Origin of the sequence: Pseudomonas sp. LW8 (assembly GCF_041956865.1) — a bacterium.
Taxonomy (GTDB): Bacteria; Pseudomonadota; Gammaproteobacteria; order Pseudomonadales; family Pseudomonadaceae; genus Aquipseudomonas; species Aquipseudomonas siliginis.
The window spans coordinates 2556957-2580802 of the sequence record NZ_CP168138.1 but is presented as its reverse complement, the minus strand read 5'-3'; the positions used below and the strand labels follow the sequence as shown (position 1 = coordinate 2580802).

Sequence of the window (23846 nt, the reverse complement as noted above, 5' to 3'; positions counted from 1 at the left end):
AATGAACATTGGCCGTTCATTTATGTGAGGCGTCAGCCAGGGTTTGATCGTTTAGATTGAAGTCAGCTTATTCAAAGCATGACTCGCAATCGAAAATATTCTGGAGCCGAAGGGTTTCAGAAAGGAGACCTTATGCCTGAGAAAATAGTAGCCCTTCCGGAACAGCGGCGCTGGCTGATGTTCGCCATCCTGTTGGTCGGTGCATTCTTGCCGCCGCTGGATTTCTTCATCGTGAACGTAGCGCTGCCTTCGATTCAGCAATCGCTGGGCACGGCCTCCTCTGCCGAACAGTTGATCATCTCTTCTTACGCGGCGCTGTATGCCGTGACACTGATCACCGGCGGAAGGCTTGGCGACATCTTTGGCCGCATGAGAATGTTCTTCGTTGGCCTGATTGGCTTTGCCGTCGCCTCACTGATCTGCGGTGTCGCCGAGTCACCCTGGGTGTTGATCGCCGGACGCTCACTGCAAGGCGTGACGGCCGCTGTCATGGCGCCGCAGGCACTCGCTTCAGTGCAGGCGATATTCCCTGAGTCGGAAAAACCCTTGGCGTTGAGCCTGTACGGTGCGGTGTTTGGTTTGGCGTCGGTAGTCGGCCAGGCACTTGGCGGGATTCTGATCTCGCTCAACCTGATGAACCTGGGCTGGCGGTCGATATTTCTGGTGAATCTACCGATTGCGTTGCTGGTCATTCTGATCGCCATCCCCGTGGTCAAGGAAACCCGCGCACCCCAGACCAGCAAGCTGGATCTGGGTGGAACGCTGTTGTCGATGGTGACGCTTGCGGCGCTGATCGTTCCACTGATCGAGGGACGTGAAGCGGGCTGGCCGTGGTGGGCCTGGCTGTCGCTGGCGGCGGTGCCACTGCTGGCCTGGCTGTTCTGGCGCTACGAAGCCCGCTTGTATCAAGCGCAAGGCGCGCCGTTGCTGAACCCTGCTGCACTGCGTGCGCCCGGGCTGGGCCGGGCATTGCTGGTGGCGCTGACTTTTTACGCGATCGGCGTGTTCTTCCTGCTGTTTTCCATCTATTTACAGGGAGCGCTGCATACGAGCCCGCTCAGTGCAGGTCTGGTCTTTCTGCCATTCGGCGCTGGTTTCTTGCTGGGGCCGCTCGCCACCCATCTATTCCGGCGTTTGCTGGGGTCTTATGTGAATCCCTTCGGAATGGCACTCGAAGTGCTGGGGTTCGTGCTATTGGCCTGGCTCGTGGCGCACACGCCAACCGCCGTCACGCCCTCTGCGCTGTCCCTTGCCGTGATTCTCTTTCTGATCGGTTTCGGACAAGGACTGGCCCTTCCGACATTGATGCGCATGATCACTGGACGCGTGGCACCGGCGTATTCCGGCATGATTGCGGGCATCACCAGTTCCACACTGCAAATCAGCACGGCACTGAGCGTAGCGATCATCGGTGGCATTTTTTACACGCTTCTGGGCAAGGACACGGACGCGGCGGCCATCACCCACGCCTTCACCGTCGCCATACTGTGCATCGCTGCGTGTCTGGTGGTAGGCGCAGGACTGAGTCTGAGTCTGGCGCGCCAATCTGCTGCAGAGCTGCAAACGGCGGCCATGCAGCCGGCAGAGTGAATCAACCGCCTGCCTGAGTGCCAATCATGACGGAGGCCAGGTCGGCAAGCGCGCGCAGACTGTCCATCTGGCGCATGTCCTGGTGGTAGCCCATCCAAATGTCGCGGCCTGGTGGCGGTTCATCTGAATCGATCAGACGCAGCGCCGTCAACTGGTCGCCCAAAGCGCGGGGCAATACCGCGACGCCCTGCCCCTGCGCACACATTTGCGCCTGGACTGTGCGGCTGCTACTGGTAAACACGGTACGCGCCAGAGGGTAACGCTGCTGCAGCCACTGCACATCGGGATAATGAGACTGGGCAACACTCATGGTGATCAGACCCAGCCCGGCGCCCTGTGGCTCAGGGTCAGCAGATCCAACGGCTGCGTATAACCCGTAAGTCAGGGAGATCAGCTTGCGGTGCACGATATCGGGTTCGGTGAACGGAACGATTCGAAACGCGATGTCGGCGTCGCGGCGAGCCAGATCAAACAATCGATGCCCGGCAATGACCTCGGGCACGATCAATGGATAACGCCGGCCCAGTTCACTCAGCACCGGGGCCAGCACATAACAGGCGAACCAGTCAGCGCAGGAAATGCGCAGCACACCTTCGGGCTGTGCGCTGTCCCCCGCGAGGCGCCTTTCGATGGCCAACGCACTTTGCTCCATTTCCTGCGCGAGGCTGAGGAGCTTCTCGCCGCTGTCGGTCAACACGAGACCTTGGTTGGTACGCAGGAAAACGGGTTGGCCACTGAACTGTTCCAGCACCTGCAAGCGCCGCCCCACGGTCGGATGGCTGACCCCCAACAGCTTGGCGGCAGCCCCTAATGACCCGCTGCGGGCAATCGCGAGAAAGACCCGCACATCACTCCAGTCCATGCTCCGCCCCCGTACAAAAATGAACAGTGAGAGTGCAGCAATGGCAGTGCCGTAGCAATCCCGTGCCCGACATACTTGTCTGCATTCACCGTCGTCGAATACCAACCGGAGACTGCAAATGAAGATTGGTTTTATCGGAGTGGGATGCATGGGCAGAGCCATCATTCCACTGCTCGTCCGCGCTGGCCATCACGTCTCGGCATGGAACCGCAGTCAGGCGGCGATCAAGGATCTCGAAGGCATCAGCGTTATCGAAACGCCGGCCTCGGCGTTCCAGCAAGAGGTAGTCATCACTCTTCTGGCCGATGATGCCGCCGTCAGGCAAGTGCTGCTCTCCAGCGCTGTTCTGGAAACTGCAGACAAAGCTTGCGTGCATGTCGTGATGTCGACCTTGTCGCCTTCGCTGATGTTGGAGTTGCAGCGCGAACATGAAGCCGTCGGCATGCCATTGATCGCGGCGCCGGTCTTCGGCGTGCCCGCCGTGGCGGCCAAGGGCGAGTTGAATATCCTGGCGGCCGGATCGCAGGCCGCTGTCTCGACCGTCCAACCGCTGTTCGACCTGCTCGGGAAAAAAACCTGGTATCTGGGCGACCAACCTGAACAGGCCTGTATCGCGAAAATCGCCGGCAACATGATGATCACCCAAGCCATCCAGTCGCTGGGCGAAGCCAGCGGACTCGTTCAACGCCACGGACTGAGCCCTTCGATTTTCATCAAGCTCATGACCCAGACCCTGTTCGCCTGCCCCAGTTATCAACGTTATGGGCAGAACATCGTCAGCAGCAATTTTGAACCGGGATTCAAACTGTCGCTTGGCCTCAAGGATATGAATCTGGCGATCGATGCGGGTCGTCTCAAGGGGCTAGAGTTGCCAGCGGCGGATGCCGTGCGATTGAAAATGACGTCGGCGGTAGCCAGGGGAGATGGCGACAAGGACTGGTCGGTTTTTGCTCAGCAGACGAATCATTGAGAAGCTCTTTCGAACACCTGTCACGAGGTCATTCATGGAAAACTCCGACATCGCGCGTCAACTCTCAACATTCAGGAAAACCATCGACAATATAGACGCCGCCCTCATCCACCTGCTCGCGGAACGGTTTCGCTGTACCGATGAGGTCGGATTGCTCAAGGCCCGATATCAGTTGCCTGCGGTAGACGAGGCCAGAGAGCAGCAGCAATACCAGCGTCTGGCAGCACTTGCTCAGGAGGCCGAGCTGGATACGGCCATCGTGCAGAGGCTGATGCAGTTGGTCATTGGCGAAGTGGTCGAGCGCCACAGGCAGATCGCCGCCAGGCATGCCCCGGCACCCGCCAATAACCCTGACCCTCGGGCCTGACCCTGGCGCCACTTATCGAAGCAATCAGACAAACGAGCAGAACCGCATGAAATGGCCAACGATCGAGCAAATTCGCAGCTTCACCGATTTACCCTATGGCTACAGTTGGGATTACCTGAAACGTGAGGAGATCAATGTCGCGACAGATTTTTTCCGGACATGGTTTCCCTCCATTTCGGTGGGGTTGGCAAGCCCGTTTCTGGACCAGCAGTTCTACGCAGACAACGTGGTGCTCGAAGACGATCCGGATCGAGGCATATTCGCTACCGTCGTCCGCCAGAACGATGAGATTGTCGCTATCGCCACGTGGGAAAAAATTGACGGTGCTGACGTTATTTTCGGGCGGGTCGGCGCGGTAGCCAAACCGCACAGACAAGCCAGACTGGCCGTTGCGGCCCAGGACCTGGGAGAAAAAATCGGCACGTTCATGGGCGCGGGGCTGATCTATGGCATGGCAACAACCCGCACGCCGTATATGCAACAAGCACTGGAGCAAGCCGGTTACAAAGCGGTAGGGATAATGCCTGGCTTGGACCGGGAAGAAACAGCACCTGGAATCGTGCGCAGGGTTTACGAAGTCATCTACGTAAAACGGCTCGCACCACACGCCGACTTTCTCATTCCTGCCGGTCATAACCTTACCCCTACAGTCGCGCGACTTTACGCAGATATATTTCAAGGTGATGACGACACGAACTGACGAGCCAGCCTAGCAGCGAACCAACCATCGAAATGCTTCTGATCAGTAACGCTACCGGCTCGCGCCTTTTGCATCGATCGAGGTAGCCACATTAGGTAATGAGTTCAAAAAGACTCAGCAGCGGCTAAAAGCACCTGTGGGGTTGATTAATAGATGAGAAGTGAACTGAGTGGACGCGGCTCTGGCCCCTGAGTTAGCTTTCGTAACCGTTCTAACTTGGGGCTCCGCAATCATGACTGACCGTCAGATCATTGTTCCAGATGGCATGAGATTGATCTACGAGCGCGCGGGTTATGCACCAGCAGTAAAGGTAGGAAAAACTCTCTACTGCGCGGGTCAGGTAGGCAGGACGCCGGAATTATCCGTCATTGAAGAACCTGAGCAGCAGTTTTTAGCTGCATGGGACAATCTCCGGATCGTCTTGGAGGCAGGTGGCTGTAAATTTGAAGATGTCGTAGAAATGACAACTTACCACGTCGACATGCACCGTCACATGCCAATTTTCAGACGCGTAAAGGATAAAGTATTTCCGAGAAGCACTTGTGCATGGACCTGCATTGGTGTCAGTGAATTAGCTCGACCTGGCCTTCTCGTGGAGATCAAGTGCGTCGCAGTAGAGCGATAACCCTCTGACAAGAACCTGCATATCCAGGTCTTAAAATGGGTGACTACGCATGCGGTGGTAGATTCAAAATTACACTTGCCTGCTGCATCGGTAGGCGCGTGATAACACTTTACGCCGACGGCTAATACTGACTGGAAGCAGGCGCCAATCAATTCCGATGCGAGCAGAAAAATGCCTATCAGCGGATATCCTTAGCACTCGCTAAACGCAAATCCAAAGTCATCGCTTGACACTTGTGCCGCTTCGTTAAGTCGTTGGCGCAGCGCAGCCGTTAGCTGCCTCTCCACCACCCACGAATCCGACAGCGCGGCGAGTTGTGGCGCCAATTGCGGCGACAGGCTCATTAGCGAATGATTAAGCGATCGCGCCGTTTCAAAAGCGGCTTTCTGCACAAAGCTGATTTCCACCAGCTCCCCCTGCGCCTTGCGAAACTCCATCTCAGCCATCCGCGCCAAGTAGTGCTCGCGATGTGCACGCGCTTTCTGAAAGTCCGGGGACTGCCCTTGCGCGGGATCAACGGGCGGCGGCGCAGCCATGTTGGTCGGTTCGGATTGTGTAGCGACGTGGCTGTACACATTACGCTGAAGCCGCTCCTGTTGGTGGCGAGCAGCGACGGCAGCCTTGCTCGGGTCAGCGGTATCGCGGATCAATGCTTCGGTGGCCAGAACGTCGACCTGCTTGCCATTGGGGACAGGACCAGTCGACCATTTTCCTTCAGCCAGGTGATGTAACTCGGTGAGCGGCCGATGTGTGCGGCGAAGGCGCTCTTGGATAGGTACGTGGCTGCGGTCATAAGCCCTCCTTTTCAGCGGCTTTTCAATGAATGCTTTCAAGATTTCAGTGGATTGAAATTTCAGTAAGCTGGTGGGCCTCCCACTAACAAGATCCCGCGGGTTTCCGGCCCCGTGTCCTTTGGAAGTCCCCAGGGTCCCCGGCGGTTTTCCGCCCGGTCCGGTCGCTCGACTGCCATGCCCTGCCCCCATCCCTTTGGAAAGACGGACATCCCTGCAAAGGTTTCAGCTAGAGAGATCTCGCGAGTTCGATAACCCGTGTAGGGGGCGGCCCTCGGGGAGGACCCGTGAAATCTGCGCCCTACCCGGCCTGCCCGGCTCATGCCTTCGGCTCGGCCTCGCTCAGGTCGAGCCGCTTGGCGACCCAGCGTTCGTACAACCCGATGGCGACGTCCGCGCCGGCCATCGCTGTTAGGCAACCCAGGGCGCCCGCCGTCCAGATCGACAGGCCCGCGCCGAACAACAACATCATCGCCGACACCCCGCAAACGATGCAGGCACCGGACCGAAGTGCTAGCCGGCGCAATAACGCGCAGCCTCGCGCCCCATCCTTGTCAGCGCGCCACATCTCACCGGATACACCGCCAACCAATGACAGGGCAATCACCATCCAGATCGGCATCTCTGCCAGTGCCTGTTGCTCGTTCGTCATTGCCCTACCCCTTAAACAAAAAGACCCGGCGCATTGGCCGGGTCAGGTGGTGGGTGGTCTGCCGCGCTTTGCGGTCGCACCCATCGAAGATGGCCCCTTTTTACAGGTAGATTCTGGTGGCAGCAAGACCGTTTTAATGCCACCCGGTGAATGTGTGGCTTACGCCCGGTGAACGGCTGGCGAATGTCGGTGAATATCTATCCCGGCTATCTTTTGCTTTTCTGGCGTCCCACGCGTCCCACCTCTCTAAAACTAGGTGGGACGTCCGAAAGCCCCGCAGATTGGGGCTTTGCCCCACCGTCCTACTTTTAACTCTCCTTTCTCGTGTATAGAGAGAATATTTAAAAACACGCGTGCGCGTGAACACGCGCATTGATGCCCGCTACGCATACACGGGCGGGTGGCATGAAAAAGGTGGGACGGTGGGACAGCCCAACAACGACGGGGCCTGCGCCCGTCCCACCACCGCAAAAAGCAGTGGGACGGAGGCAGGCCAGTGGGACGGCGTGAGCCAGAGTAATGCCCACGATCAAGCCGCTTCCCCCAGGAGGAAGTGCTCAACCACGATGTGAGCGTCATGCAGGCGCTGGTAATAGAGGTTGCGTGTGCAGCCACTCTCAGCCAGACGCGCAGTCAGAGGTGCATCAGGCTGGAAGTAATGCACCTGGACCACCGTCATCAACTCGGGATCAAGACGCTTCTTGACGATGCGCTCGATGTCCAGGGAGGCCTCCAGCGGCACCCTGCTCCCCCGCCTTCCGCGCACAAGCTGGCCACCGCTTTCCATCATCATCGCGACCATGTTGCCGCCCGAGTAACCGGCGGCGACCTCATCGCTGTGCAGCTCCTGCGCCCATTGCTTGAGGGCCATATCAATTGCCTTAATCATCGAAGCACGGCTCCTCGAACTCAGGTTGTTCCAGCGCAGGCGCCCTGCCCCAACCCTCAGGTTTCTTGTACGCCCATGGCCGCTGACCGCTTTTGCTCAAAGCGCCCAAACGGAACCGTCGCCAGCCCAGTCGATGCAGAATCGCACCAACGCGCATCTGCTCGGGTTTGCCCCAATGACCGGGATCGAGCTTGAGCGCCTGACTCATCACCTCACTGCCGGTGGTGGTCTCGCCGATCTGCGACTCTTCGAGCCAGGTCAGGATGGGCGTCTCCCATTCGTCCACCACGAAGCGTTCGTCCTGTTCCTCGCTGAACATTGGTGCTTCCTCTCGCGTGACCCACCAGAGGTCCCCGACCTCAAAACAGAACATCGCTTCGGCCCAGAGCTGGTCGCGGATCTCGCGCAGCAACGCCACGTCGACCTTGGTACAGGCAACCGGCCAATACCGGCGGTTGCCGGTAGCGTCCTTGAGGTACTCGTCCTGGTTGGTGGTACCGACGAAAACACACTGGCGTGGCACGTCCAACGTTCTGCGGCCATAGCTTTCGCGGTAGGTGTCGGTCGACGCCGAGAAGAACTGCTTGGCCTTGGTGCTCTCGGCCTTGTTGAAGCTGTCCAGTTCGCCCAGCTCGACGATCCACTTGCCGCGGATCGCCTGAAAGCCGTCCTTGTCACCGAGAGCAAACGGCGTATCCATGAACCACTCACCGCCGAGCACGCTCATGGCGGTCGACTTACCGGCGCCTTGTACGCCTTCGAGGATCATCACCGAGTCGGCCTTGCAGCCGGGCTTCATCACCCGCGCCACGGCCGAGATCATCCAGCGTTTGCCGACCTTCGATGTGTAGTCCGTTGCCTTCACGCCCATGACATCCGTCAACCAGCGCTCTAGGCGCGGCACACGATCCCACTCAAGTTTTTTCAAGTATTCGCGCACCGGGTGAAACGCGTGGTCGTGAGCCACGACACTGACCGCCTCGATCACGTGCGAGGACTTCACACGCAGGTTGTACTGCTGCGCGAGCCACTTCATCACGCGCACATCATCGATGTCGGCCCATTCGCCGGTACCGCCGCCATAAGGAGCGGCCCGCAGCTTGACGATCTTCGAGCTGAAGGCGCAGTAGCTGATTACCCCGGCCCAGCGTTCATCATGGGCGAGGATCAGTTCGACGTTCTGCATGTGCGCGATCAAAGCACCGCTCTCGCTGCGGGCGAGTTGATCCTTCCAGCCACCGGCCGCCGGTGGACGGACTACTGCGAGCACTTGTCGGCGAACCGCGTCGAGGCCTTCGGCGACGTGCAGATCGTTGAAGTCGGTCCACTTCCCGTGACGCTCGACCGAGAAGATCGGCGCCACGGTCTGGGCACCGACGATCAACGCGGCGTTGCTCGCCTTCTCCTCACCTGGGTTCCAGGCATCGCCGTTGGGCTTGGTGGTCTTCCAGTCGTCATCGCGGCAGATGATCAGTGGGCAGCCGGCGAAGCGCTCGCGCATGACCTTGCACACGGCCAACAGGTTGCCCGCATCGAAGGCCACGGCCACAGCGAGCGACGTCGCCATGTGCAGGCTGGCGCCGGTGGCGTAGCCCTCACAGACCAGCACCGGTTCGCCCGGTACCGGGTGCGGGCCGAGTAGGTGGAAGGTGCCCTCCTTCGCCATCCCGTAAGGCCAATAGGATTTGTCGCGGCCGGTGTCTTCCTGCTTGTTTGGGAAGATCACCTGCAGACCCATGAACTGATCGCGGGCGTTCTTCATTGGGACCAACACGGCGCCGGTGCGTGGCGCGTAACGCACGTTGATGCCGACGATCTGTTTGCGGTCCAGGTAGTCGCTGCGCCCGGTGGTCGGCATGCGCTCGAACAAACCCTGCGCCCTTTTCGCGGCCCGCCGCGCAGCGTTACTCGCGATTTCGGCAGCGCGGCGCTTGGCTTCTTCCTGGCGGGCGCGCATCACTTCGCGCTCTTCCGGCGACATGCGACCGGCCTTGACCTTGATCTTCTGCGTCTCGCCCGAACGCCAGTCACCGAAAGCGCCGAAGATCAGCGTATCGCCCTTCTCCGTGCGCTGCTCGTGCACCACGTACCAGCCGTTCTTTTCCTTGCCCTTGTCCTGCGAAGTCTTGCAGCGCGTCAGCTTGCCGAACACCAGCGGTTGCGCTGGCTCCAGACCGTAATCGGCGAATTGCCCCAACACTTCATCGAGCATGCTGAATCCCCCGCTCAGAGAGGGATTGGCAGCTGATGCACTGCGAGCAACCCGGTGAGGCCAGGCGACGGGCTTCCGGAATCGGATCGTCACAGGCTTCACAGAACAGCAAGGAATGGGCAGCACTTTCGGCCTTGGCAGCGCTGCGCGCCGCCATGGCCTGATCGATGCGTTCCTGCACCAGATCGTTGGCGAAATCGGCGATGTCAGCCACGGTCGGCACCTCGCGTCGTCTGGTTGACGTAGGTGGCGCGGTTGAACAAACCCAGCAGCCCTTGAATGCCCCGGAACACCTGCAGGCGAATCGCTGCCAGTTCCTGATCAGTCACCACACCGTCGCCGATGCTCTTGGCCCAGGTCTCGGCCAGATCGGCGACCTGGCGGAAGTATTCGGCGATACCCGTTGTGAGAGTCTCGGGCATGTCGTTGGTGTAGGTGTCCGCCAGCTCCTGCCAGATCGTGTCGCCGACCAGCGCATGCACCGCATCGAGAATGCGGCGATCCTTGGTCAGTTCGAGGATCTCGCCGAATTCCTGAATGTTGATGGAGTGGCTCGGATGAGTCGGCGACAGTTTGTGCTGCAGCGTGGTCGGGTTACGACCTGTCGTGGCAGCGATGGCAGCAGCGCCGCCCGGGTAATCGCGAGCGGCGTGGTACAGCGCTAAATCGAGCGGCAGGATTTCCCGCTGCGCCCGTTCCAGAGAACTGAGAACAATTCGGCTCATGGCATTAATCCTAAAAGTTGCCAGTGCCGCGCGACAGAAGTTGGTGATACATTTGCCGCGTGGCTTGGTATGGCCCAAACGCCGGGAACCCTTGCAGGGGATAACCGGCACCGTGCCGGGGCGAACAATCCGTTGTTCACCCCTGGCGCAACAGCTGCCAGCTCTGTGGTAAGAACGGCAGCAACACCAAGGCTTCCGAGCCTTGGAAACGCGATGAAGGTCGGCGGCATGTGGTGTGCTCGCCTTCCGACATCGCGACCCGACCGCATTGTGGTGATGCTGTCGGGAGAAACTGGGCGACCCTTGGGTCGCCTTTTTTCTATGCAGCGTTTTCTACTCTGTGATTAGCTGGTGCCTGCGTTCGCAGATATTGCCAATCAATGTCTGGCCTTAACGACTCACACGTCACACGACTGCCGCTATGCCGATCAATCGAAATGGATAAAGCTGCGTTCGCTCGACGATTGCCATAAGCAACCTGCTTTAATTGGCCGACTGAGGTATTACATCGAGAGGCAAAGGTCTTGAGCTGTACGTCGTCTAGGATCTTTATGTATTCGAGAAGCGTCATTGCTAACCCCCTATTCAACACAAGATTAGCAACTGCTAATCCGGTCCGCAATAGCAAAACGTAATTTACATTTTGCTAACGGAGCACGGATGATTCCCTATATGAATATCTACGAAAAACGCCTCACGATTCTTAAAGCCCTGATTGGTGAAAACCAACTCAAGGACTTTGCCGGAGCGCATGCAGATGTGGACGCTTCGTACATTTCTCAGATCCTGAACGGGCACCGGACATTGGGTGACCGAGCTGCCACGAACCTTGCAAAAAAGCTCGCAGTTCCTGCTGATTTGCTTACGACGGGAACCTACTCCGCCGAAGACCAGCATCAAATCACCGCCGCTTGGATCGCTCTAGGCCTCAAGCCTCCAGTTTTGCCCCACCCTGCGTTCTTCAATGCAACCATCAACGAGACCGCCCTTAGAACAGCTGAAGAGCGGGAAGCAAGCGAGCACCGGCGCCCTGCTCCAGTACCCGTAGTGGGAAAGGCTATGTTGGGTACTGATGGCTACTTCGACGCACTTGAATATCCTCCAGGTCATGGCGATGGATACTTGGAAATTATCAGTTCCGATCCCGATGCATATGGCTTGAAAGTCGTGGGAAGCAGCATGCATCCACGTATCAAAAACGGAGAGTTTGTGCTCATTGAACCGAATCATGCTTATCAGACTGGCGATGAGGTCCTCGTGCGGACCACCGATGGTAGGGCAATGGTGAAAGAGTTCATTTATCGCCGGGACGGTCAACTCCGGTTCGATAGCATTAACGACAGCTACCCTCCTATCTTCCTGGAGGAAAAGCTCGTCGAGAAAATCCATTACGTAGGGGCTATCTTAAAGCCGTCAAAGTATCTTGAGATCTGAAATTTAGCATTTGCTATTGCGAAATGAATTAGCTGTTGCTAATTTGCACTCACTCTCTAACCACAGAGCGAGGCAAATTCATGCATACCAAAGCTACGATTCATCTGCACCCAACCATCGCTGACCCCTGCCGCATTTTCGAGGTTCGTCGTCTGGCCCGAGAATGTGGCTGCGCTTTTATTGGCATCAAAACCTCCAAAAAACGTCGCCCTCCTGCCAAGTGTTTCGACCCAAACGGTGGGGGGCACGCGGCATGATCAAGTACAAGATCGACAACCGTACCCTGCAGCTGCTCAACGCCCAGGTCAACCTGACCGAGACCTTCAACCATGTCCTGCGCACAGCACCGAAGCGTGAATGCCTGGCATTCCGCCTGAAGGCTGAACGCGGCACCGTGGAAAGCACTTTTGTCGTCGAACTGGGCAGCGAACGCCACACGCTAACCCTGCCAAACGACAAGAAGATGCACCTCAAACTGGCCGATTTCATTGAAGAGATTGCCAACGGTCCGTTCGACGCGAGCAACTCCAGCGACCTGGTGCCTCTCCCGCACGCCGGTCGCCAATACGGCCGTTTTGAGGTCCGGGAAAAGCAGCGCGTGTTCGAGCTGGTGCACACCGGTGGCACGCTGAGCCTCGACATGGGATTCGAACTTCCCTTGCATGTGGCGCTGCATCGCACCCATTCGCGCAGCGGCGTTACCGTCATCTTGAGCATCGGCAGCAAGAGCCCGCACACACGCTGCTTCACCTTGTACGACTCCGATGCCGAGATCTACGCAAAGGTCATTGAGTCCATCAACCACCTTGCTGCAGCGGCCACTCCAGCTGCGCACGCAGCATGAGGAGGACGCTATGGAACGCACTCTCGCCCAAGCAGCCGCTCAACTCGGCCTCACTCGCCCCAACCTGATCGCTCTCATGCGGGAAAAAGGTTTGCTCAAGGGAAACCTGCCGGCGTACCCGAAGCGCGACAAAGCGTACCTGCGGGTCAAGGACAGCCCCTGGTATGACGAAAAATGCGGAATGCAGTACAGCCAGTCGACCCGCGTCATGCAAGCCGGTATCCGCTGGCTAGCCGACCAGTTGGGCATCGATCTACCCGCCATCCCGGCAGATCGCCGTGACGTGGCCTAGGGAGTACGCCCGCCAGATCGTTGCCATGCGCACACGCGAGGAGCGCAACGCCGCGCTCCTCGAAGTGCCCGAACATCTGCGCGAGCTGACCAGACGCCACTGCCTGAATGCCTGGAATCACCCGGCACGACAACAACGCAAGGAGGCTAGACAAGGCCATGAGTAACGCTGCACAGAATCCGCTTCGCCTGCATCCGGCGCCCGAATCGGCCACCGTCGAACTGCTCTATCGAATCTTCGGTGACGTCCTGATCCCGCTAGAAAAAGTCCGCGAGCAGTACTTTCGCAATCTCAACGAGCAGTCGTTCGTGACGGAGATCAACAGCGGCCGGATCCAGCTTCCCATAACCACGCTGGACACAAGCCGCAAGGCGTTGAAGTACGCGCACATCCGCCATGTTGCCTCGCTGATCGACATCCGCGCCTACAAGGCTGATGAAGATATGCAGCGACAGCAGGACGGCCAACGCCAAACGGCCCCCACACCACTGACGGCTGTCACCACCAGCCAACGACAACCCTAGGAGCACACCACATGATGACCCCAATACAAATCGGTGCACTGCTCATCCTGATAGCTCTGGCCGCCCTGCTGCTCTGGGGCGGTTACATCATAGGCCGCAGCGATGGCCTGGAGACCGGCCTGCGCGAGGGTGAAGACTTCCAGCGCGCCGCAAGCGCCAAAACCATCCGCGAGCTTCGAGCCTCCCTGCAGCTCATCCGGGCCGATCACACTCGCTTGGCACAAACCTGCAAACGACTTGAAGTAGCCCCCCTCTTCTGCCCGGCCGAGCATCAGACGCTGGTCGCCATCGGCGAGTTGCTGCGGATCGCCGCCGAAACCTTCAGCGCCTTTCGTACCGGCAAGAAGCTCGAGCGTGATGCCCGATCGATGCGCGAACAGGCACTTGCAATGGCTGCGCAGCTGCAACCAGGAATCGAGGGCAGCAAAGTCGCACAGCAAGCGCATTCGAAGCGCTCTGTATTTCCTAGCAAGGAGGCAGCATGAACATTCAATTTCTTAGCCATGAGCAGGTCTGCGAGTTGACTGGAGCCAAAACTAAAGCCGGTCAGATTACTGTACTGAAGCGTAATGGCATTCGTCACACCATCAAGCGCAATGGCTGGCCCTGCGTGATTGCCTCGGCGCTAACAGGGGTAACTACAAACGCACCAGAAGTTCCGACGTGGCAGCCACGCTTGGTGGGATAAATGGGACGAAGACCAACAAAGCCGGGAAGCATTCCTCGCCTACGCGAGAGAAAACGCGGCAACACCACCTACTACCTTTATGACACTGGCGGGAAACCACGCAAGGAAATCCCGCTGGGTACAGATTACGGCCTAGCCATCTTGGAGTACGCAAAGCTCGAAAAAAGCCGCGTTTCTCAAGCTCTGACACAAACCGTACTTACCTTTGCATACGTGGCCGAGCTTTATATGAATGAGGTGGTACCCACAAAAGCCCACGCCACCCAAAAAGACAACGCGCGCGAACTCAAAAACCTTCTTCTGTTCTTCAACGACCCGCCCGCCCCTCTAGAAGCTATCGAACCGAAACATGTCAGCCAGTACCTTCGTCATCGTGGCAAGACAGCACCTATTCGCGCGAATCGGGAGAAGGCATTACTCAGCTCTATCTGGAACTTTGCTCGCGAGAATGGCTATACATCCTTGGCAAATCCTTGCTCAGGCGTGAAAGGCAATAAAGAAACCGGTCGCGACATATATGTTGAAGACGACGTACTTGCCAGAGCCTACCGGCATGCCGATCAGCCATTGAGGGACGCCTTGGACCTGTTCTACCTAACAGGCCAGAGGATCGCAGACACATTGAAGATGGATGAGCGAGACATAAAAGACGGAAAGCTCTCCGTTCAGCAAGGCAAGACAGGGGCTAAACGAAGGATCGAGATCATTGGTGAGCTCAAAGTCGTAATCGATCGAATCATGACACGAAAGGCTGGACACAAAATCAGATCAACACGTCTGGTAGTAATCGACTCTGGGCAGCCAATGACGACCAGCATGCTCAGAAAGCGGTTTGATGACGCCAGGGAAGCAGCCGGAATTCCAAAAGCAGAATTTCAGATGCGCGACCTAAGAGCAAAAGCGGCGACGGATAAGGAGGAGTCAACAGGGAGCATCCGAGAAGCTAGGGACCAGCTAGGACATACAACCGTTGGGATGACAGAACAGTACATCCGAATGCGCAAGGGGATGAAGGTTACCCCTACGAAGTGACTGACAGTCACGAATTGCGGAAAAGATTTTTTGATTGCGGAAAAAAGAACTAAGGGCTTGCAAGAGGTATGTCATGCAAGCCCTTGATATTCATGGTGCCCGAAGCCGGAATCGAACCGGCACGCCCTTACGAGCGGGGGATTTTAAGTCCCGCGCCAGAATCAAGCGGGCTGCGGCTTGGATGCGATTTTTTGGGCCGCAATTCGATTCGAAAGACTGCCATTCGGCCCAATGTTTTCGCATACCGCAGAATGATTGCGGCCCGAAAAAATACCTCAAATTTCACGTAAAGATTGAAATCCTATCGGGCACTGAGAAGCTGGCATTATGCCGACTCTGCATAATCCAGCGCTTTGCCCTTCTCCGGCGTTCTGCCGACATTCAATCCCCCTGCTACTCTGGTTTCGTCCAAGGAGGAAACCAATGCCAAACTCTGATCTGCTCCCTTCCCTACTCTTCAAAATCAATGAAAACCAGCTCGCCCTTGAAGCCGCCATCATGGAGCTCACCCTCTGGGTCGAGCAGCGCGGATCCGCCGACATCGCGGAAAACGTCCGCAGCTCTCTGGCCGCGCTCGATCGAAATGAAGAATTCATCAAAATGACCTTGGCTGTTTTGATGACGCCCGACTGACAGCTCGTCGCCTCACTCTCGCCCACGGGCTTCGCCTCGATTACTGTACATACATACAGCACTCGTACAGCGAACCCATTTCATGAATTTCAACCAAGCAAAATCCCTTCGCCTCGATCGCTGGCGAGCCACTCTCGATGATCACGACTTCCGTATGCAAAGCCCCGGAGCGCACCGGGCGACCTTGCGAGAAATGGCGATGGATTTGCTGAGTGAAGGCCTGATCGACGAGCTCGAGCAGTTCGACATGAACGAAATGGCCGACGCAGCTTATTGGCACGCAGTGGAAGAACTGCAGAGCTTGCCTGGCCAGTATCGGGGCGCATCGAGCTATGACGTGGTGCACATCGACAACGGGGAGTTGCTTGGCACCATCAGTCGGTCAATATTCAACTTCGCAAAGAGTGAGCCGCGCGGCGCTTACTCTGGCTATGACGGAAAGGTGTACTCCGAACCCAACGGAGTTTGGTTGTCGCTTGGAATCTCTCGTAGGGTCGGAAAGATTGCCGGGTTGGCGATGGAGATGAACGGCTGCCTGTACCGGCTGATTGAAACCGAGCGAATGATTGACGGCGTTACCCACCGCGCTCTCGCGGATGCTGACGTCTACCGGGCGCTCGTCGATGCGGCGCAGGTCGCTCAAGAGGAGCGGGATCTTCGGGCATTTGAAAAGTTACGCCCTCACATCGAGTCGGCGGCGTTCTGCATTTGTCCTGAGTGCCTCGATCGCTTCGGTGCCAGGGACGACTGCACGACATGCGCCGGAAAAGGTTTTGTGACGAAGCCAGCGCCAGCGGGTCTACGCTGAATCAGATCCCCCCGAGGGCACGGCAATGTGCGGACGACTCACCCAATACAGCGGCATTCACGACTTCGTAGCGGCGCTCAGCATGCAGAACGCGCTGATCAACTCGGTGGGTGAGCAACCGCTCGAGCGGTACAACGCCGCGCCGACCACTCAATTGGCCCTCTTCCACCAGGAAGGTGAGTTTCTGCACGCGGACATGGTTCGCTGGGGATGGCGCCCGCATTGGGCGAAAGACCCCGCCGCGCCAATCAACGCCCGCGTGGAGAAAGTCGCCCACGGCCCGTTCTTCCGCGCGATCTGGCCGCACCGGGCAATCATCGCGATCAACAACTGGTTCGAGTGGGTAGACGAAGGCGGGCCGAAGAAGCAGCCCTACCTGATCCGGCACCGCGACCAATCCCCAATCCTTTGCGCCGCAATCGGCCAATACCCGCAAGAGGAGCACGAACCTGGCGAGCACGACGGATTTGTGATCATTACTGCCGATAGCGCCGGCGGGATGGTCGACATTCACGACAGGCGGCCGGTGGTTCTCTCGCCAGAGCTTGCCCGCGAATGGCTGGACCCAGCGACACCGAAAGAACGGGCCGAGCAGATGGTGCTGCATGAGGGCGAACCATCCGAGGCTTTCGAGTGGTTCAAGGTTGACCGCGCCGTGGGTAACGTACGCAATCAGAGGCCGGAACTGATCAATCCGGCCGAATGATTCATCGTTGCGACAAGGTTTTCAGGTGCTCCACCAGAGCAGCTTCGAAAATGATGTAGAGCCTTTCAGCATCGCCGGAGCGCAATGCGCCGGCGGTTTCCAGCCCAAGCACGAAACCTTCAGCCCGTGCTCCCGCCTTCACTGCAGTGATCATCGAATCTGTCCGGACGATCTGCGCCAGCAGGCGATCGGCCTCTCGCTGCATTTTGTCGCCCATCACTACGCCTTCCACAACTATTTACCCTTTATATTCAGCGCGACATCCAATACATCACTGCCAGGACGACCGTAACCCAAACGAGGGTCATCAAAAACGAAAGCCCTGCGAGTCGCTTGTCCACGAACATAACGCCATCATCAAAAAGGAATGATGGTTCAAGGCCGATGGCGCCGCAAGCGTGGCTCAGAGCCATCAACATCAGCGCGGTGCGGTCACGCCAGCACTTCGCGCGCCTTCTCCCACAGCTCCAGCCGATCGGCCAGACCGTTCAGCCCGCCGTTGATCCGCCGAGTGATGATGTTGAATTGATCCTGATCGGCCAAATCGTTCAGGCCCTTCTGCTTCCAGTACCACGCCGCCGACATAGCGGCATGCTGCGGCAGCTCAAGCAGTTCCGGGTGGCTGATCAGATCGAGCCCCAGCGCCTCGCCGCACTTGGCGTAGTTCGTCCGGCCGGTGATCTGGATCAGGCCACGACCGCAGTACTTCCGGCCATCGCCCGGCACGGTATTGCCCAGGTCTTCACGGCCTTCGTACCCGCGCTGGGCAGCGGTCGGCCCCCAGATCTCACGGACATAGCGCAGTTGGCCAGACTCATGGCCGATCTGAGCGATGAACGCGGCAACGCGCTTTGGGCCGACGATCTGGTAGTGCTGCATGGCAGTGTTCAGGGCGGAAACAAAAACGCCCGCTTGGGTGCGGGCGTTCGGTAGAATCAGCAGCAAATTTTGCGTAGTGATAGACATAGTTTCTCCACTGGTGATAGACCGCAACTCACTACAAATGGCCCGTACCCAGTGGCCACTCAGAGTTGGCTACGTATAATCAACGCCGATATATATTTAAAAAGGAACAACATGGAAACGAGGAATTTGGAGTGGCTTCAATGCCTGCGTGGCGTCGCAGCTATATTGGTGGTCTTCACGCATGCCCGATACTTTCTACTGGGAACACCGAGTGAAGGGCCAGCTGAAGCCGTTTTCTTTCCAGGTGCGATGGGAGTGGATCTTTTTTTCTTAATCAGCGGCTTCATCATGGCCTACACGACTAGGGACGCTGATGGAACGTTGAAGTACACTATCAAGTTTTTAATCAAGCGCGGATCGAGAATACTGCCAGTCTATCTAGTAGTAGCAATTACAGGCTTATTGCTAGTTAAAAATGGAGAGTATTTAAGCGCTCCGATACACCTTAAAGAAATACTTCTTAGCTTTATTTTCATACCAATCAACTCTAATAATCCTCCTTTTTTCGACATGCCTTGGAGCGTAGGCTGGACGCTCAATTTCGAGATGTATTTCTATCTAGTATTTGGGCTCTGCCTTATGGCTGGCAAGCATCGCTGGACTGTGGCGATGCTTTGGCTAGTAGCATCTCTTATTATTTTACCACTTATCACTACGGGCTATGTTTCAACGAGTGCAATGAACAACTATGGCTTCGAGTCGCGATACTTAAATCTGATAACCAATCCAATGCTCTGGACATTCCCAGCCGGAGTTATCGCGGGCGTCGCATTCAGCACAAAGTTGAGACTACCGCGTGGCCATGTCGATTATTCAATCACGCTAATAGCCGTGGCATTCGCAATTTGGTGCGCCTACTCGGGCCTTTACAAATTTCATGGAATGGACCAGTGGGGCGGACCACTTGCTCTTGCTTTCATCCTGCTGTCAATATCCGGCTCCGTTGATGCAATCAAAGCCCCACCAGTACTATTATGGCTAGGCAAGATATCCTTCTCGCTTTATCTTTGCCACCCGATAGCGCAGCAAGTATTGTCCAAATTGATAACAGCTTTGGGACGACCAGATTTGACGCATACATGGTCGCATGTATTTCTCACCACATCAGTTGCATTGCTTCTTGCTACTATCTCTCATCATTATCTTGAGAGCCGGCTATCGGGTCACATCAGGGCCAGACTGTTATACTGGGCAGACCAACATGAATATAAAATTAAAGATAGCAAAGAGGAACTCAAGAATTCTTAGGCGTGGATGTGAGGACAGCCTATACTCAGCCCATCTCAAATATCGTAATTTTCTTTAGAGAGAACGCCACCTACTTAGTTCTACACTTTCCATGCCGCCTCCTGCCTTTGGGTTCAGCAACAGGATAGCGGCTGCCTCACGGCACATCCTTGAAGAAGATGTGGTGACCGAGCCTGAATGTCTGCTTTGCCTTTGCCGCCCATGCAGGCGCCTTGATGCTGGTGGCGTAATAGTGGGTGGCCCCGCCTGTTGGGTCCTGCACCTTGCCATCGATGACCTGGTCAGCAGCGATACGGCACTGCGCCAGCTCGCGGAACGGGATCTGTTTCACGCCGATCAGGAACTGATAATTTGGATCGGTCTTGTTCCAGCAGCTGAACTGCCACGGCTTCTGACAGACGCCGGCATAGCCCTCCCCCCACCACGACTTTTCCTTTCCATCGAACACGCGGTTGCGGATCGTCCAGGCCACGGCGATCTGGCCAGCGGTTCCCTCGCCTCTCGCCTCACCCCAAATTGTGCGGGCGAGGATGTCGCGGTCTTTCTCGGTTACAGGCATCACTTTTCTCCAGACGAAAAAAAGCCCGCGAATGCGGGCCGATTATTTATAGAAACGCTATGCCACCTAAATCACCTTACTTGCTCGTATTGAAAAAAGCCGACTGGCGGCAGTCGGCATGTTTAACACAAGCCTCTGGACCGGCATCTCTACATATTTATATCCAACCCATGAAATCGGTATAACCAAGCTCATGACACAGGTGAAATATATAGCATGATTTGTTACAGGCCCAGCCAAGGAAAGAAAACCAACCAATACAAAGTAATGCAGTAAGTAAATTGAGTAGGAAATCTTACCTAACCAAACAAGCACTTTGCTAGAAAGGAAACCACCCAATAGACCTGACCCTCTTAGAGAGAGATTAAAGAGCGCAGCTAACTGTGCTAGAACAAGAATACTAAGCCATGGATCAATCTCAACCCCAGTCAATGACTTATAAATCACCGGAAACGTCAAAGGTACAGACAAAAGCAGAGACAAGCCTGCAACAGACCATGCTAAGCCAGTAAGTCTATTCGGCATCCATTTGTAAGCAATCGCTGAAAGAACGCCAATCAAAAAGATGTGCGCTGAGTCGAAGAACAGAAACCCTGTCTTAGGCTTGAGTAATAGGCTACAAACCATGACAAGGGCAACCATCACAAAAACGATTATCGAGTTTCTTACCGCTCTAGCAAAAATCCAAATACCGATAAAGCTTGCATAGAATAATATCTCAACCTGAATAGTCCAAAATACGTTAGCGCCTCGCTCTACTAGAAGAATCTGTCGTAAATATTTAGGAAACGAATCGATTTCAACCATTCCTATCTTGCCTGGAAAGCCAACCCAAACTAAGAAGGCTGGAAGCGCAGCGACAATCACAAAGTAAGGGTAGACCCTGGCAATTCTTCGGATAGCGTACGTTCCGCAGTTTGTTAAATTGAACTGCTGATCAATATGAAGCTTGGTTATCAGGAAGCCCGATAGAATGAAAAATAATATGACGCCTGCTTGGCCAGCACCTGACCCAAGGGAACCACCCCATAGATTTGTTTCGTTGCTGTAGTGACTGACAACCACTATAAGAGCCGCAATCCCTCGAAGCCCGTCAAGGGCTGGCATGTGCTTATTATTCATGTCGACCGAACGTACCGAAAATGACATTTTAGCAGGAGGCTGAGGTATTTGTTGCAACAATCAAACTGGGCGGTCAGGTTTGCGCTCCACGGCGCCAGCCCATTTGCGCACTGCCGACCGATAGCTAAGCCAAGAAAACCTTGAACCAGGCAGGAGATCCGCGACTTCTACTCCTGCCTCACTCTCTTCAATAGCCATGAGTTGGTCAGCGATTATGGAAAGCTCCTCATCACGCCAAACCGCACCAACCCTCTCCGCCTCCTGCGATTCAAGTTTTTGCTCAGCGGCTCTAAATGCCCATTCGGGTATTTCTTCAAAAACAGATTCGCCCGGCTCAACCGGGATGGACGAATCCACACACCGCCAAGAGCCATCAGACTTAACTGCCCACATGCGATCACCTTTCATTCAAAAATCCACAAACATCAATAATCACGGATCCGCCGCTAAGAACGGCGTAACCCATGCGCTGGGTTGCATCGAGCGGGAATGGCAAGCCACCCAATACCGCCGTCGCTGTCTGTTGCCGGATCATCTGACCTAATGCTGAAGCGTGATAAAGCAGGGCCGGCGTTGTGCTTGGGCTGACGTTGATGAGCGCGGTGAAGCTCACGGGGGGGACGACGGGACCCAAAGAAAACGCTACCGGGGCAGTCTGCACTCCGCCGTTCAGGACACGAAAGGGCGCTCCATTGGTGGCGGCAATCCAATAGATAAAACCGGTCGGTTCATGCTGAAACTGCAATACTTGACCCGAAGCATTGGTTTTTATTGCGCCTATGTAGCGCCTGGATTGATCGGCAGTTTTTGTACGGGCGATGCCAAAATAAGTCGCGGACGGCTGCGTTGTGACGACCTCCACCGCCGGCACGCCTGCATTGTCATATAGATACACGTAATACCAAGCGTTCGCAGCGAGTGACAAACCAGAAACTATAATCGAGCTGGATACTTGGATTATCTTGCCGGTGCCCGGGATGGATGCGGCGCCGGTGCCAAGCGAAATGGACGTGGCGCTTAGCCAGGTGAGGTACAGCCCCTCAATGAAGCAAGGCGCTGCACCACCTTGAACGGCACTGAGGGGCTTGGTCAGCCCGTTGATTTCTGTGATATCTGAATTCGCCCCGCTCTTGGCGGCAATAAGCGTACCCCTTGCTGCTGATTCATTGACGTCATCAACCATCGTTTTCATGAAATCCGAGAAGCCGAACCCCGTAAGTGCTTCTCCCGGATTGCTGCCCCCAGTCCCACCCTTCTCCAGCGGCAATATCTCGTAGTTGCCTGTGGTGCCCAGCGCCGCCAGCTTATCGCCGTAGTTGTTGAGGATCACCCGCACCTGGTCGGAAAGATCCTTCTGGTAGCCCTGCACCGGCATGATTGCGTAGAGCCCGCCAGTCGCTGTCGGACCTTCGTAGTTCGGCGAGATCGACAATGCAGTATTGCTGGCAATGTTGGTCACTTCGTACCAGCGACCGTCAGGCCCGCGAAACCCGTCGCCTACCCGGCTGTTTGCGATAAATGCAGTGCCTGTGCCGATCACCGCATTGGAATTTTGGGTGACAGAGACCGTTCCCGTTTTGTACCAGGGCATGGGTGCATCCTATAAAAGAGTTATGCGGCTTGTTTGGCGAACACGGCCGGCAGGAAGAAAGCGAAGGGGTTCGATGCCGCAATGGTGATGGCGTAGAGCGTGTTGTTTGGGAAATCCCACCAGCAATAAAGATCGCGAGGGATACCGCTTCCGGAAGTCATCGGCATGCCGAATGTGTTCACCAACATGTACTCGTTCTCAGGGAAGTTGAACGGAACGCTGTAGAAGATTCGCGTCAGGCCCTGAGGGGTGGTGTCATAGCGAACATACGTCCAGCTCTGAAACGCGCGAGTAAACGTTGCGTTCGGAGTGCCGGAGTCAAATAGCAGCTTTCCGGCGCCGTCCCACAAACGCATCCCGTATTGAGCAACAGGCTGGGCACCAAAGGCGGCGACGAAATAACGCCCATTCAGGCCGGCAACGCTGACGTCGTACGCCCTGACATAAAAGCCAGTCCAGTTACCCGCAGAGCCGAGAAGGCTCATCCGGCAAAGTCCTGCTACCCCGTTGATAGTGTCAGGTCGCACGAATACGAGCGGAGGCTCTTGCGAGGTGACGGGGCGTGCAAACGTGGTAACCGAGCCAAGCCCAGACTCTTGGTTTGGTGCATATCGCCCTGAAGCAATGACCATCAGCCGTGCATACTCTGAATCCAAAGTGACGACGTTATTGTTGTTTGTGAACTGAACGCCGTAGCTCATCAGCTCCACCTCATTACTATCAAGCGCATGGTTCCGGAAGACGTGGTACTCGCCGCGTAAGTCCGGGTGTAGTTGTAGACGCGGACGACTCCGTCGAGCATCTCGGTTTCGAACTGCATCTGGTTCTGCGAATAGGTGCCGATCGGGATCACGATCGCCGTTCCGTTGCCAGGGCCTACGCCGGGAACGGCGAAATCCTGCGTTCCTTTGCTGGCTCCAAGCGCGAAGGTCACTTGCACTGAAAGCACGACGCGAATAGTGAATGAGTTCTCGTCCAGCTGGAGCGCCCCATCGGCGCCCCATATCCTTATGCCG

At 56.4% G+C, this 23846-nt stretch carries 31 protein-coding genes, 1 tRNA gene and 1 pseudogene; 16 read left to right on the top strand and 17 right to left on the bottom strand.

Features of this window, described 5'->3' with window-relative positions; translation table 11 throughout:
• Positions 1–78 precede the first annotated feature (78 nt).
• Positions 79–1590, top strand: coding sequence for an MFS transporter (locus AB9L16_RS11780; protein ID WP_223631549.1), 1512 nt, complete (start codon positions 79–81; stop codon positions 1588–1590).
• A gap of 1 nt (position 1591) precedes the next feature.
• Here AB9L16_RS11780 and AB9L16_RS11775 read toward each other — a convergent pair whose 3' ends face one another.
• Complete coding sequence (locus AB9L16_RS11775) at positions 1592–2452, bottom strand: LysR family transcriptional regulator (RefSeq protein ID WP_122704478.1); 861 nt, start codon at positions 2450–2452, stop codon at positions 1592–1594.
• A gap of 118 nt (positions 2453–2570) precedes the next feature.
• Between AB9L16_RS11775 and AB9L16_RS11770 the strand changes: the two genes are divergently transcribed.
• The 4 genes from AB9L16_RS11770 (at position 2571) to AB9L16_RS11755 (ending at position 5114) form a co-directional block, all read left to right on the top strand.
• Complete coding sequence (locus AB9L16_RS11770; protein WP_042609811.1) at positions 2571–3422, top strand: NAD(P)-dependent oxidoreductase; 852 nt, start codon at positions 2571–2573, stop codon at positions 3420–3422.
• A gap of 34 nt (positions 3423–3456) precedes the next feature.
• Positions 3457–3789, top strand: coding sequence for a chorismate mutase (locus tag AB9L16_RS11765; RefSeq protein ID WP_042609810.1), 333 nt, complete (start codon positions 3457–3459; stop codon positions 3787–3789).
• Between the two features lie 46 nt (positions 3790–3835).
• Positions 3836–4489: a hypothetical protein gene (locus tag AB9L16_RS11760; protein WP_110599395.1), complete on the top strand. Its 654-nt coding sequence runs from the start codon at positions 3836–3838 to the stop codon at positions 4487–4489.
• Positions 4490–4721: 232 nt separating this feature from the next.
• A complete protein-coding gene (locus AB9L16_RS11755) occupies positions 4722–5114 on the top strand; it encodes a RidA family protein (RefSeq protein WP_009049394.1) in 393 nt (130 codons plus the stop codon).
• Positions 5115–5305: 191 nt separating this feature from the next.
• Here the strand turns inward: AB9L16_RS11755 and AB9L16_RS11750 are convergent.
• From AB9L16_RS11750 to AB9L16_RS11720, 7 genes and pseudogenes are all read right to left on the bottom strand, one after another.
• Positions 5306–5907 (bottom strand): annotated as a pseudogene (locus AB9L16_RS11750) (terminase small subunit).
• A gap of 317 nt (positions 5908–6224) precedes the next feature.
• Positions 6225–6557 carry a phage holin family protein gene (locus tag AB9L16_RS11745; protein ID WP_110599393.1) on the bottom strand — a complete coding sequence of 111 codons (333 nt, stop codon included), beginning with the start codon at positions 6555–6557 and terminating at the stop codon, positions 6225–6227.
• A gap of 529 nt (positions 6558–7086) precedes the next feature.
• Positions 7087–7446, bottom strand: a complete 360-nt coding sequence (locus tag AB9L16_RS11740) for a hypothetical protein (RefSeq protein WP_047301475.1) — start codon at positions 7444–7446, stop codon at positions 7087–7089.
• Positions 7439–9658: a VapE domain-containing protein gene (locus AB9L16_RS11735; protein WP_375123617.1), complete on the bottom strand. Its 2220-nt coding sequence runs from the start codon at positions 9656–9658 to the stop codon at positions 7439–7441. Before AB9L16_RS11735 ends, AB9L16_RS11740 begins: the two co-directional genes overlap by 8 nt.
• Entirely contained in the window at positions 9648–9872 is a 225-nt protein-coding gene (locus tag AB9L16_RS11730) for a TraR/DksA family transcriptional regulator (protein WP_116254822.1), read from the bottom strand. Before AB9L16_RS11730 ends, AB9L16_RS11735 begins: the two co-directional genes overlap by 11 nt.
• Positions 9865–10383 (bottom strand): phage regulatory CII family protein, encoded by a 519-nt coding sequence (locus AB9L16_RS11725; protein WP_375123616.1) that lies wholly within the window; start codon positions 10381–10383, stop codon positions 9865–9867. Before AB9L16_RS11725 ends, AB9L16_RS11730 begins: the two co-directional genes overlap by 8 nt.
• 319 nt (positions 10384–10702) lie before the next feature.
• Positions 10703–10954 (bottom strand): YdaS family helix-turn-helix protein, encoded by a 252-nt coding sequence (locus AB9L16_RS11720; RefSeq protein WP_081500541.1) that lies wholly within the window; start codon positions 10952–10954, stop codon positions 10703–10705.
• A 101-nt stretch (positions 10955–11055) separates the two neighbouring features.
• Here AB9L16_RS11720 and AB9L16_RS11715 point away from each other — a divergent pair, with 101 nt between their 5' ends.
• From AB9L16_RS11715 to xerC, 7 genes are all read left to right on the top strand, one after another.
• On the top strand, positions 11056–11817 hold the full coding sequence (locus tag AB9L16_RS11715; protein WP_116255016.1) for a S24 family peptidase: 762 nt from the start codon (positions 11056–11058) through the stop codon (positions 11815–11817).
• Positions 11818–12070: 253 nt separating this feature from the next.
• On the top strand, positions 12071–12661 hold the full coding sequence (locus tag AB9L16_RS11710) for a hypothetical protein (protein WP_375123615.1): 591 nt from the start codon (positions 12071–12073) through the stop codon (positions 12659–12661).
• Between the two features lie 10 nt (positions 12662–12671).
• Positions 12672–12953, top strand: a complete 282-nt coding sequence (locus AB9L16_RS11705) for a phage antirepressor KilAC domain-containing protein (protein WP_375123614.1) — start codon at positions 12672–12674, stop codon at positions 12951–12953.
• Positions 12954–13111: 158 nt separating this feature from the next.
• Positions 13112–13477 carry a pyocin activator PrtN family protein gene (locus tag AB9L16_RS11700; RefSeq protein WP_093101815.1) on the top strand — a complete coding sequence of 122 codons (366 nt, stop codon included), beginning with the start codon at positions 13112–13114 and terminating at the stop codon, positions 13475–13477.
• 11 nt (positions 13478–13488) lie between these two features.
• A complete protein-coding gene (locus AB9L16_RS11695; RefSeq protein ID WP_375123613.1) occupies positions 13489–13962 on the top strand; it encodes a hypothetical protein in 474 nt (157 codons plus the stop codon).
• Positions 13959–14165 carry a DUF4224 domain-containing protein gene (locus AB9L16_RS11690; RefSeq protein WP_093101817.1) on the top strand — a complete coding sequence of 69 codons (207 nt, stop codon included), beginning with the start codon at positions 13959–13961 and terminating at the stop codon, positions 14163–14165. Before AB9L16_RS11695 ends, AB9L16_RS11690 begins: the two co-directional genes overlap by 4 nt.
• Positions 14166–15197: a tyrosine recombinase XerC gene (gene xerC, locus AB9L16_RS11685; RefSeq protein ID WP_056785472.1), complete on the top strand. Its 1032-nt coding sequence runs from the start codon at positions 14166–14168 to the stop codon at positions 15195–15197.
• A gap of 93 nt (positions 15198–15290) precedes the next feature.
• Here the strand turns inward: xerC and AB9L16_RS11680 are convergent.
• Positions 15291–15426 (bottom strand) — tRNA-Leu (locus AB9L16_RS11680).
• A 194-nt stretch (positions 15427–15620) separates the two neighbouring features.
• Between AB9L16_RS11680 and AB9L16_RS11675 the strand changes: the two genes are divergently transcribed.
• The 3 genes from AB9L16_RS11675 (at position 15621) to AB9L16_RS11665 (ending at position 17344) form a co-directional block, all read left to right on the top strand.
• Positions 15621–15830 (top strand): hypothetical protein, encoded by a 210-nt coding sequence (locus tag AB9L16_RS11675; RefSeq protein ID WP_375123612.1) that lies wholly within the window; start codon positions 15621–15623, stop codon positions 15828–15830.
• A gap of 82 nt (positions 15831–15912) precedes the next feature.
• On the top strand, positions 15913–16638 hold the full coding sequence (locus AB9L16_RS11670) for a hypothetical protein (protein ID WP_375123611.1): 726 nt from the start codon (positions 15913–15915) through the stop codon (positions 16636–16638).
• 25 nt (positions 16639–16663) lie between these two features.
• Positions 16664–17344 (top strand): SOS response-associated peptidase family protein, encoded by a 681-nt coding sequence (locus AB9L16_RS11665; RefSeq protein WP_375123610.1) that lies wholly within the window; start codon positions 16664–16666, stop codon positions 17342–17344.
• A 1-nt stretch (position 17345) separates the two neighbouring features.
• On the opposite strand, the gene AB9L16_RS11660 is transcribed toward AB9L16_RS11665, so the two are convergent.
• Positions 17346–17561, bottom strand: coding sequence for a hypothetical protein (locus tag AB9L16_RS11660; protein ID WP_189691314.1), 216 nt, complete (start codon positions 17559–17561; stop codon positions 17346–17348).
• Positions 17562–17776: 215 nt separating this feature from the next.
• Positions 17777–18310 (bottom strand): glycoside hydrolase family 19 protein, encoded by a 534-nt coding sequence (locus tag AB9L16_RS11655; protein WP_375123609.1) that lies wholly within the window; start codon positions 18308–18310, stop codon positions 17777–17779.
• 111 nt (positions 18311–18421) lie between these two features.
• On the opposite strand from AB9L16_RS11655, the gene AB9L16_RS11650 reads away from it, so the two are divergent.
• Positions 18422–19558, top strand: a complete 1137-nt coding sequence (locus AB9L16_RS11650) for an acyltransferase family protein (RefSeq protein WP_375123608.1) — start codon at positions 18422–18424, stop codon at positions 19556–19558.
• Between the two features lie 136 nt (positions 19559–19694).
• Here AB9L16_RS11650 and AB9L16_RS11645 read toward each other — a convergent pair whose 3' ends face one another.
• From AB9L16_RS11645 to AB9L16_RS11620, 6 genes are all read right to left on the bottom strand, one after another.
• Positions 19695–20117 (bottom strand): cell wall hydrolase, encoded by a 423-nt coding sequence (locus AB9L16_RS11645; protein ID WP_375123607.1) that lies wholly within the window; start codon positions 20115–20117, stop codon positions 19695–19697.
• A 66-nt stretch (positions 20118–20183) separates the two neighbouring features.
• Positions 20184–21239, bottom strand: coding sequence for an acyltransferase family protein (locus AB9L16_RS11640; protein WP_375123606.1), 1056 nt, complete (start codon positions 21237–21239; stop codon positions 20184–20186).
• 60 nt (positions 21240–21299) lie between these two features.
• Positions 21300–21647 (bottom strand): hypothetical protein, encoded by a 348-nt coding sequence (locus AB9L16_RS11635; protein ID WP_375123605.1) that lies wholly within the window; start codon positions 21645–21647, stop codon positions 21300–21302.
• Positions 21637–22830 (bottom strand): hypothetical protein, encoded by a 1194-nt coding sequence (locus AB9L16_RS11630; RefSeq protein ID WP_375123604.1) that lies wholly within the window; start codon positions 22828–22830, stop codon positions 21637–21639. Before AB9L16_RS11630 ends, AB9L16_RS11635 begins: the two co-directional genes overlap by 11 nt.
• A gap of 20 nt (positions 22831–22850) precedes the next feature.
• Positions 22851–23531 carry a hypothetical protein gene (locus tag AB9L16_RS11625; protein WP_375123603.1) on the bottom strand — a complete coding sequence of 227 codons (681 nt, stop codon included), beginning with the start codon at positions 23529–23531 and terminating at the stop codon, positions 22851–22853.
• On the bottom strand, positions 23531–23842 hold the full coding sequence (locus AB9L16_RS11620) for a hypothetical protein (protein WP_056786843.1): 312 nt from the start codon (positions 23840–23842) through the stop codon (positions 23531–23533). Before AB9L16_RS11620 ends, AB9L16_RS11625 begins: the two co-directional genes overlap by 1 nt.
• Between the last annotated feature and the right edge of the window lie 4 nt (positions 23843–23846).

Excerpts from the sequence above, each read along its gene's own strand:
- AB9L16_RS11780 (WP_223631549.1), top strand. The coding sequence starts at position 79 with ATGACTCGCAATCGAAAATATTCTGGAGCCGAAGGGTTTCAGAAAGGA.
- AB9L16_RS11775 (WP_122704478.1), bottom strand. The coding sequence starts at position 2,452 with ATGGACTGGAGTGATGTGCGGGTCTTTCTCGCGATTGCCCGCAGCGGG.
- AB9L16_RS11770 (WP_042609811.1), top strand. The coding sequence starts at position 2,571 with ATGAAGATTGGTTTTATCGGAGTGGGATGCATGGGCAGAGCCATCATT.
- AB9L16_RS11765 (WP_042609810.1), top strand. The coding sequence starts at position 3,457 with ATGGAAAACTCCGACATCGCGCGTCAACTCTCAACATTCAGGAAAACC.
- AB9L16_RS11760 (WP_110599395.1), top strand. The coding sequence starts at position 3,836 with ATGAAATGGCCAACGATCGAGCAAATTCGCAGCTTCACCGATTTACCC.
- AB9L16_RS11755 (WP_009049394.1), top strand. The coding sequence starts at position 4,722 with ATGACTGACCGTCAGATCATTGTTCCAGATGGCATGAGATTGATCTAC.
- AB9L16_RS11745 (WP_110599393.1), bottom strand. The coding sequence starts at position 6,557 with ATGACGAACGAGCAACAGGCACTGGCAGAGATGCCGATCTGGATGGTG.
- AB9L16_RS11740 (WP_047301475.1), bottom strand. The coding sequence starts at position 7,446 with ATGATTAAGGCAATTGATATGGCCCTCAAGCAATGGGCGCAGGAGCTG.
- AB9L16_RS11735 (WP_375123617.1), bottom strand. The coding sequence starts at position 9,658 with ATGCTCGATGAAGTGTTGGGGCAATTCGCCGATTACGGTCTGGAGCCA.
- AB9L16_RS11725 (WP_375123616.1), bottom strand. The coding sequence starts at position 10,383 with ATGAGCCGAATTGTTCTCAGTTCTCTGGAACGGGCGCAGCGGGAAATC.
- AB9L16_RS11720 (WP_081500541.1), bottom strand. The coding sequence starts at position 10,954 with ATGACGCTTCTCGAATACATAAAGATCCTAGACGACGTACAGCTCAAG.
- AB9L16_RS11715 (WP_116255016.1), top strand. The coding sequence starts at position 11,056 with ATGAATATCTACGAAAAACGCCTCACGATTCTTAAAGCCCTGATTGGT.
- AB9L16_RS11710 (WP_375123615.1), top strand. The coding sequence starts at position 12,071 with ATGATCAAGTACAAGATCGACAACCGTACCCTGCAGCTGCTCAACGCC.
- AB9L16_RS11705 (WP_375123614.1), top strand. The coding sequence starts at position 12,672 with ATGGAACGCACTCTCGCCCAAGCAGCCGCTCAACTCGGCCTCACTCGC.
- AB9L16_RS11700 (WP_093101815.1), top strand. The coding sequence starts at position 13,112 with ATGAGTAACGCTGCACAGAATCCGCTTCGCCTGCATCCGGCGCCCGAA.
- AB9L16_RS11695 (WP_375123613.1), top strand. The coding sequence starts at position 13,489 with ATGATGACCCCAATACAAATCGGTGCACTGCTCATCCTGATAGCTCTG.
- AB9L16_RS11690 (WP_093101817.1), top strand. The coding sequence starts at position 13,959 with ATGAACATTCAATTTCTTAGCCATGAGCAGGTCTGCGAGTTGACTGGA.
- xerC (WP_056785472.1), top strand. The coding sequence starts at position 14,166 with ATGGGACGAAGACCAACAAAGCCGGGAAGCATTCCTCGCCTACGCGAG.
- AB9L16_RS11675 (WP_375123612.1), top strand. The coding sequence starts at position 15,621 with ATGCCAAACTCTGATCTGCTCCCTTCCCTACTCTTCAAAATCAATGAA.
- AB9L16_RS11670 (WP_375123611.1), top strand. The coding sequence starts at position 15,913 with ATGAATTTCAACCAAGCAAAATCCCTTCGCCTCGATCGCTGGCGAGCC.
- AB9L16_RS11665 (WP_375123610.1), top strand. The coding sequence starts at position 16,664 with ATGTGCGGACGACTCACCCAATACAGCGGCATTCACGACTTCGTAGCG.
- AB9L16_RS11660 (WP_189691314.1), bottom strand. The coding sequence starts at position 17,561 with ATGGGCGACAAAATGCAGCGAGAGGCCGATCGCCTGCTGGCGCAGATC.
- AB9L16_RS11655 (WP_375123609.1), bottom strand. The coding sequence starts at position 18,310 with ATGTCTATCACTACGCAAAATTTGCTGCTGATTCTACCGAACGCCCGC.
- AB9L16_RS11650 (WP_375123608.1), top strand. The coding sequence starts at position 18,422 with ATGGAAACGAGGAATTTGGAGTGGCTTCAATGCCTGCGTGGCGTCGCA.
- AB9L16_RS11645 (WP_375123607.1), bottom strand. The coding sequence starts at position 20,117 with ATGCCTGTAACCGAGAAAGACCGCGACATCCTCGCCCGCACAATTTGG.
- AB9L16_RS11640 (WP_375123606.1), bottom strand. The coding sequence starts at position 21,239 with ATGAATAATAAGCACATGCCAGCCCTTGACGGGCTTCGAGGGATTGCG.
- AB9L16_RS11635 (WP_375123605.1), bottom strand. The coding sequence starts at position 21,647 with ATGAAAGGTGATCGCATGTGGGCAGTTAAGTCTGATGGCTCTTGGCGG.
- AB9L16_RS11630 (WP_375123604.1), bottom strand. The coding sequence starts at position 22,830 with ATGCCCTGGTACAAAACGGGAACGGTCTCTGTCACCCAAAATTCCAAT.
- AB9L16_RS11625 (WP_375123603.1), bottom strand. The coding sequence starts at position 23,531 with ATGAGCTACGGCGTTCAGTTCACAAACAACAATAACGTCGTCACTTTG.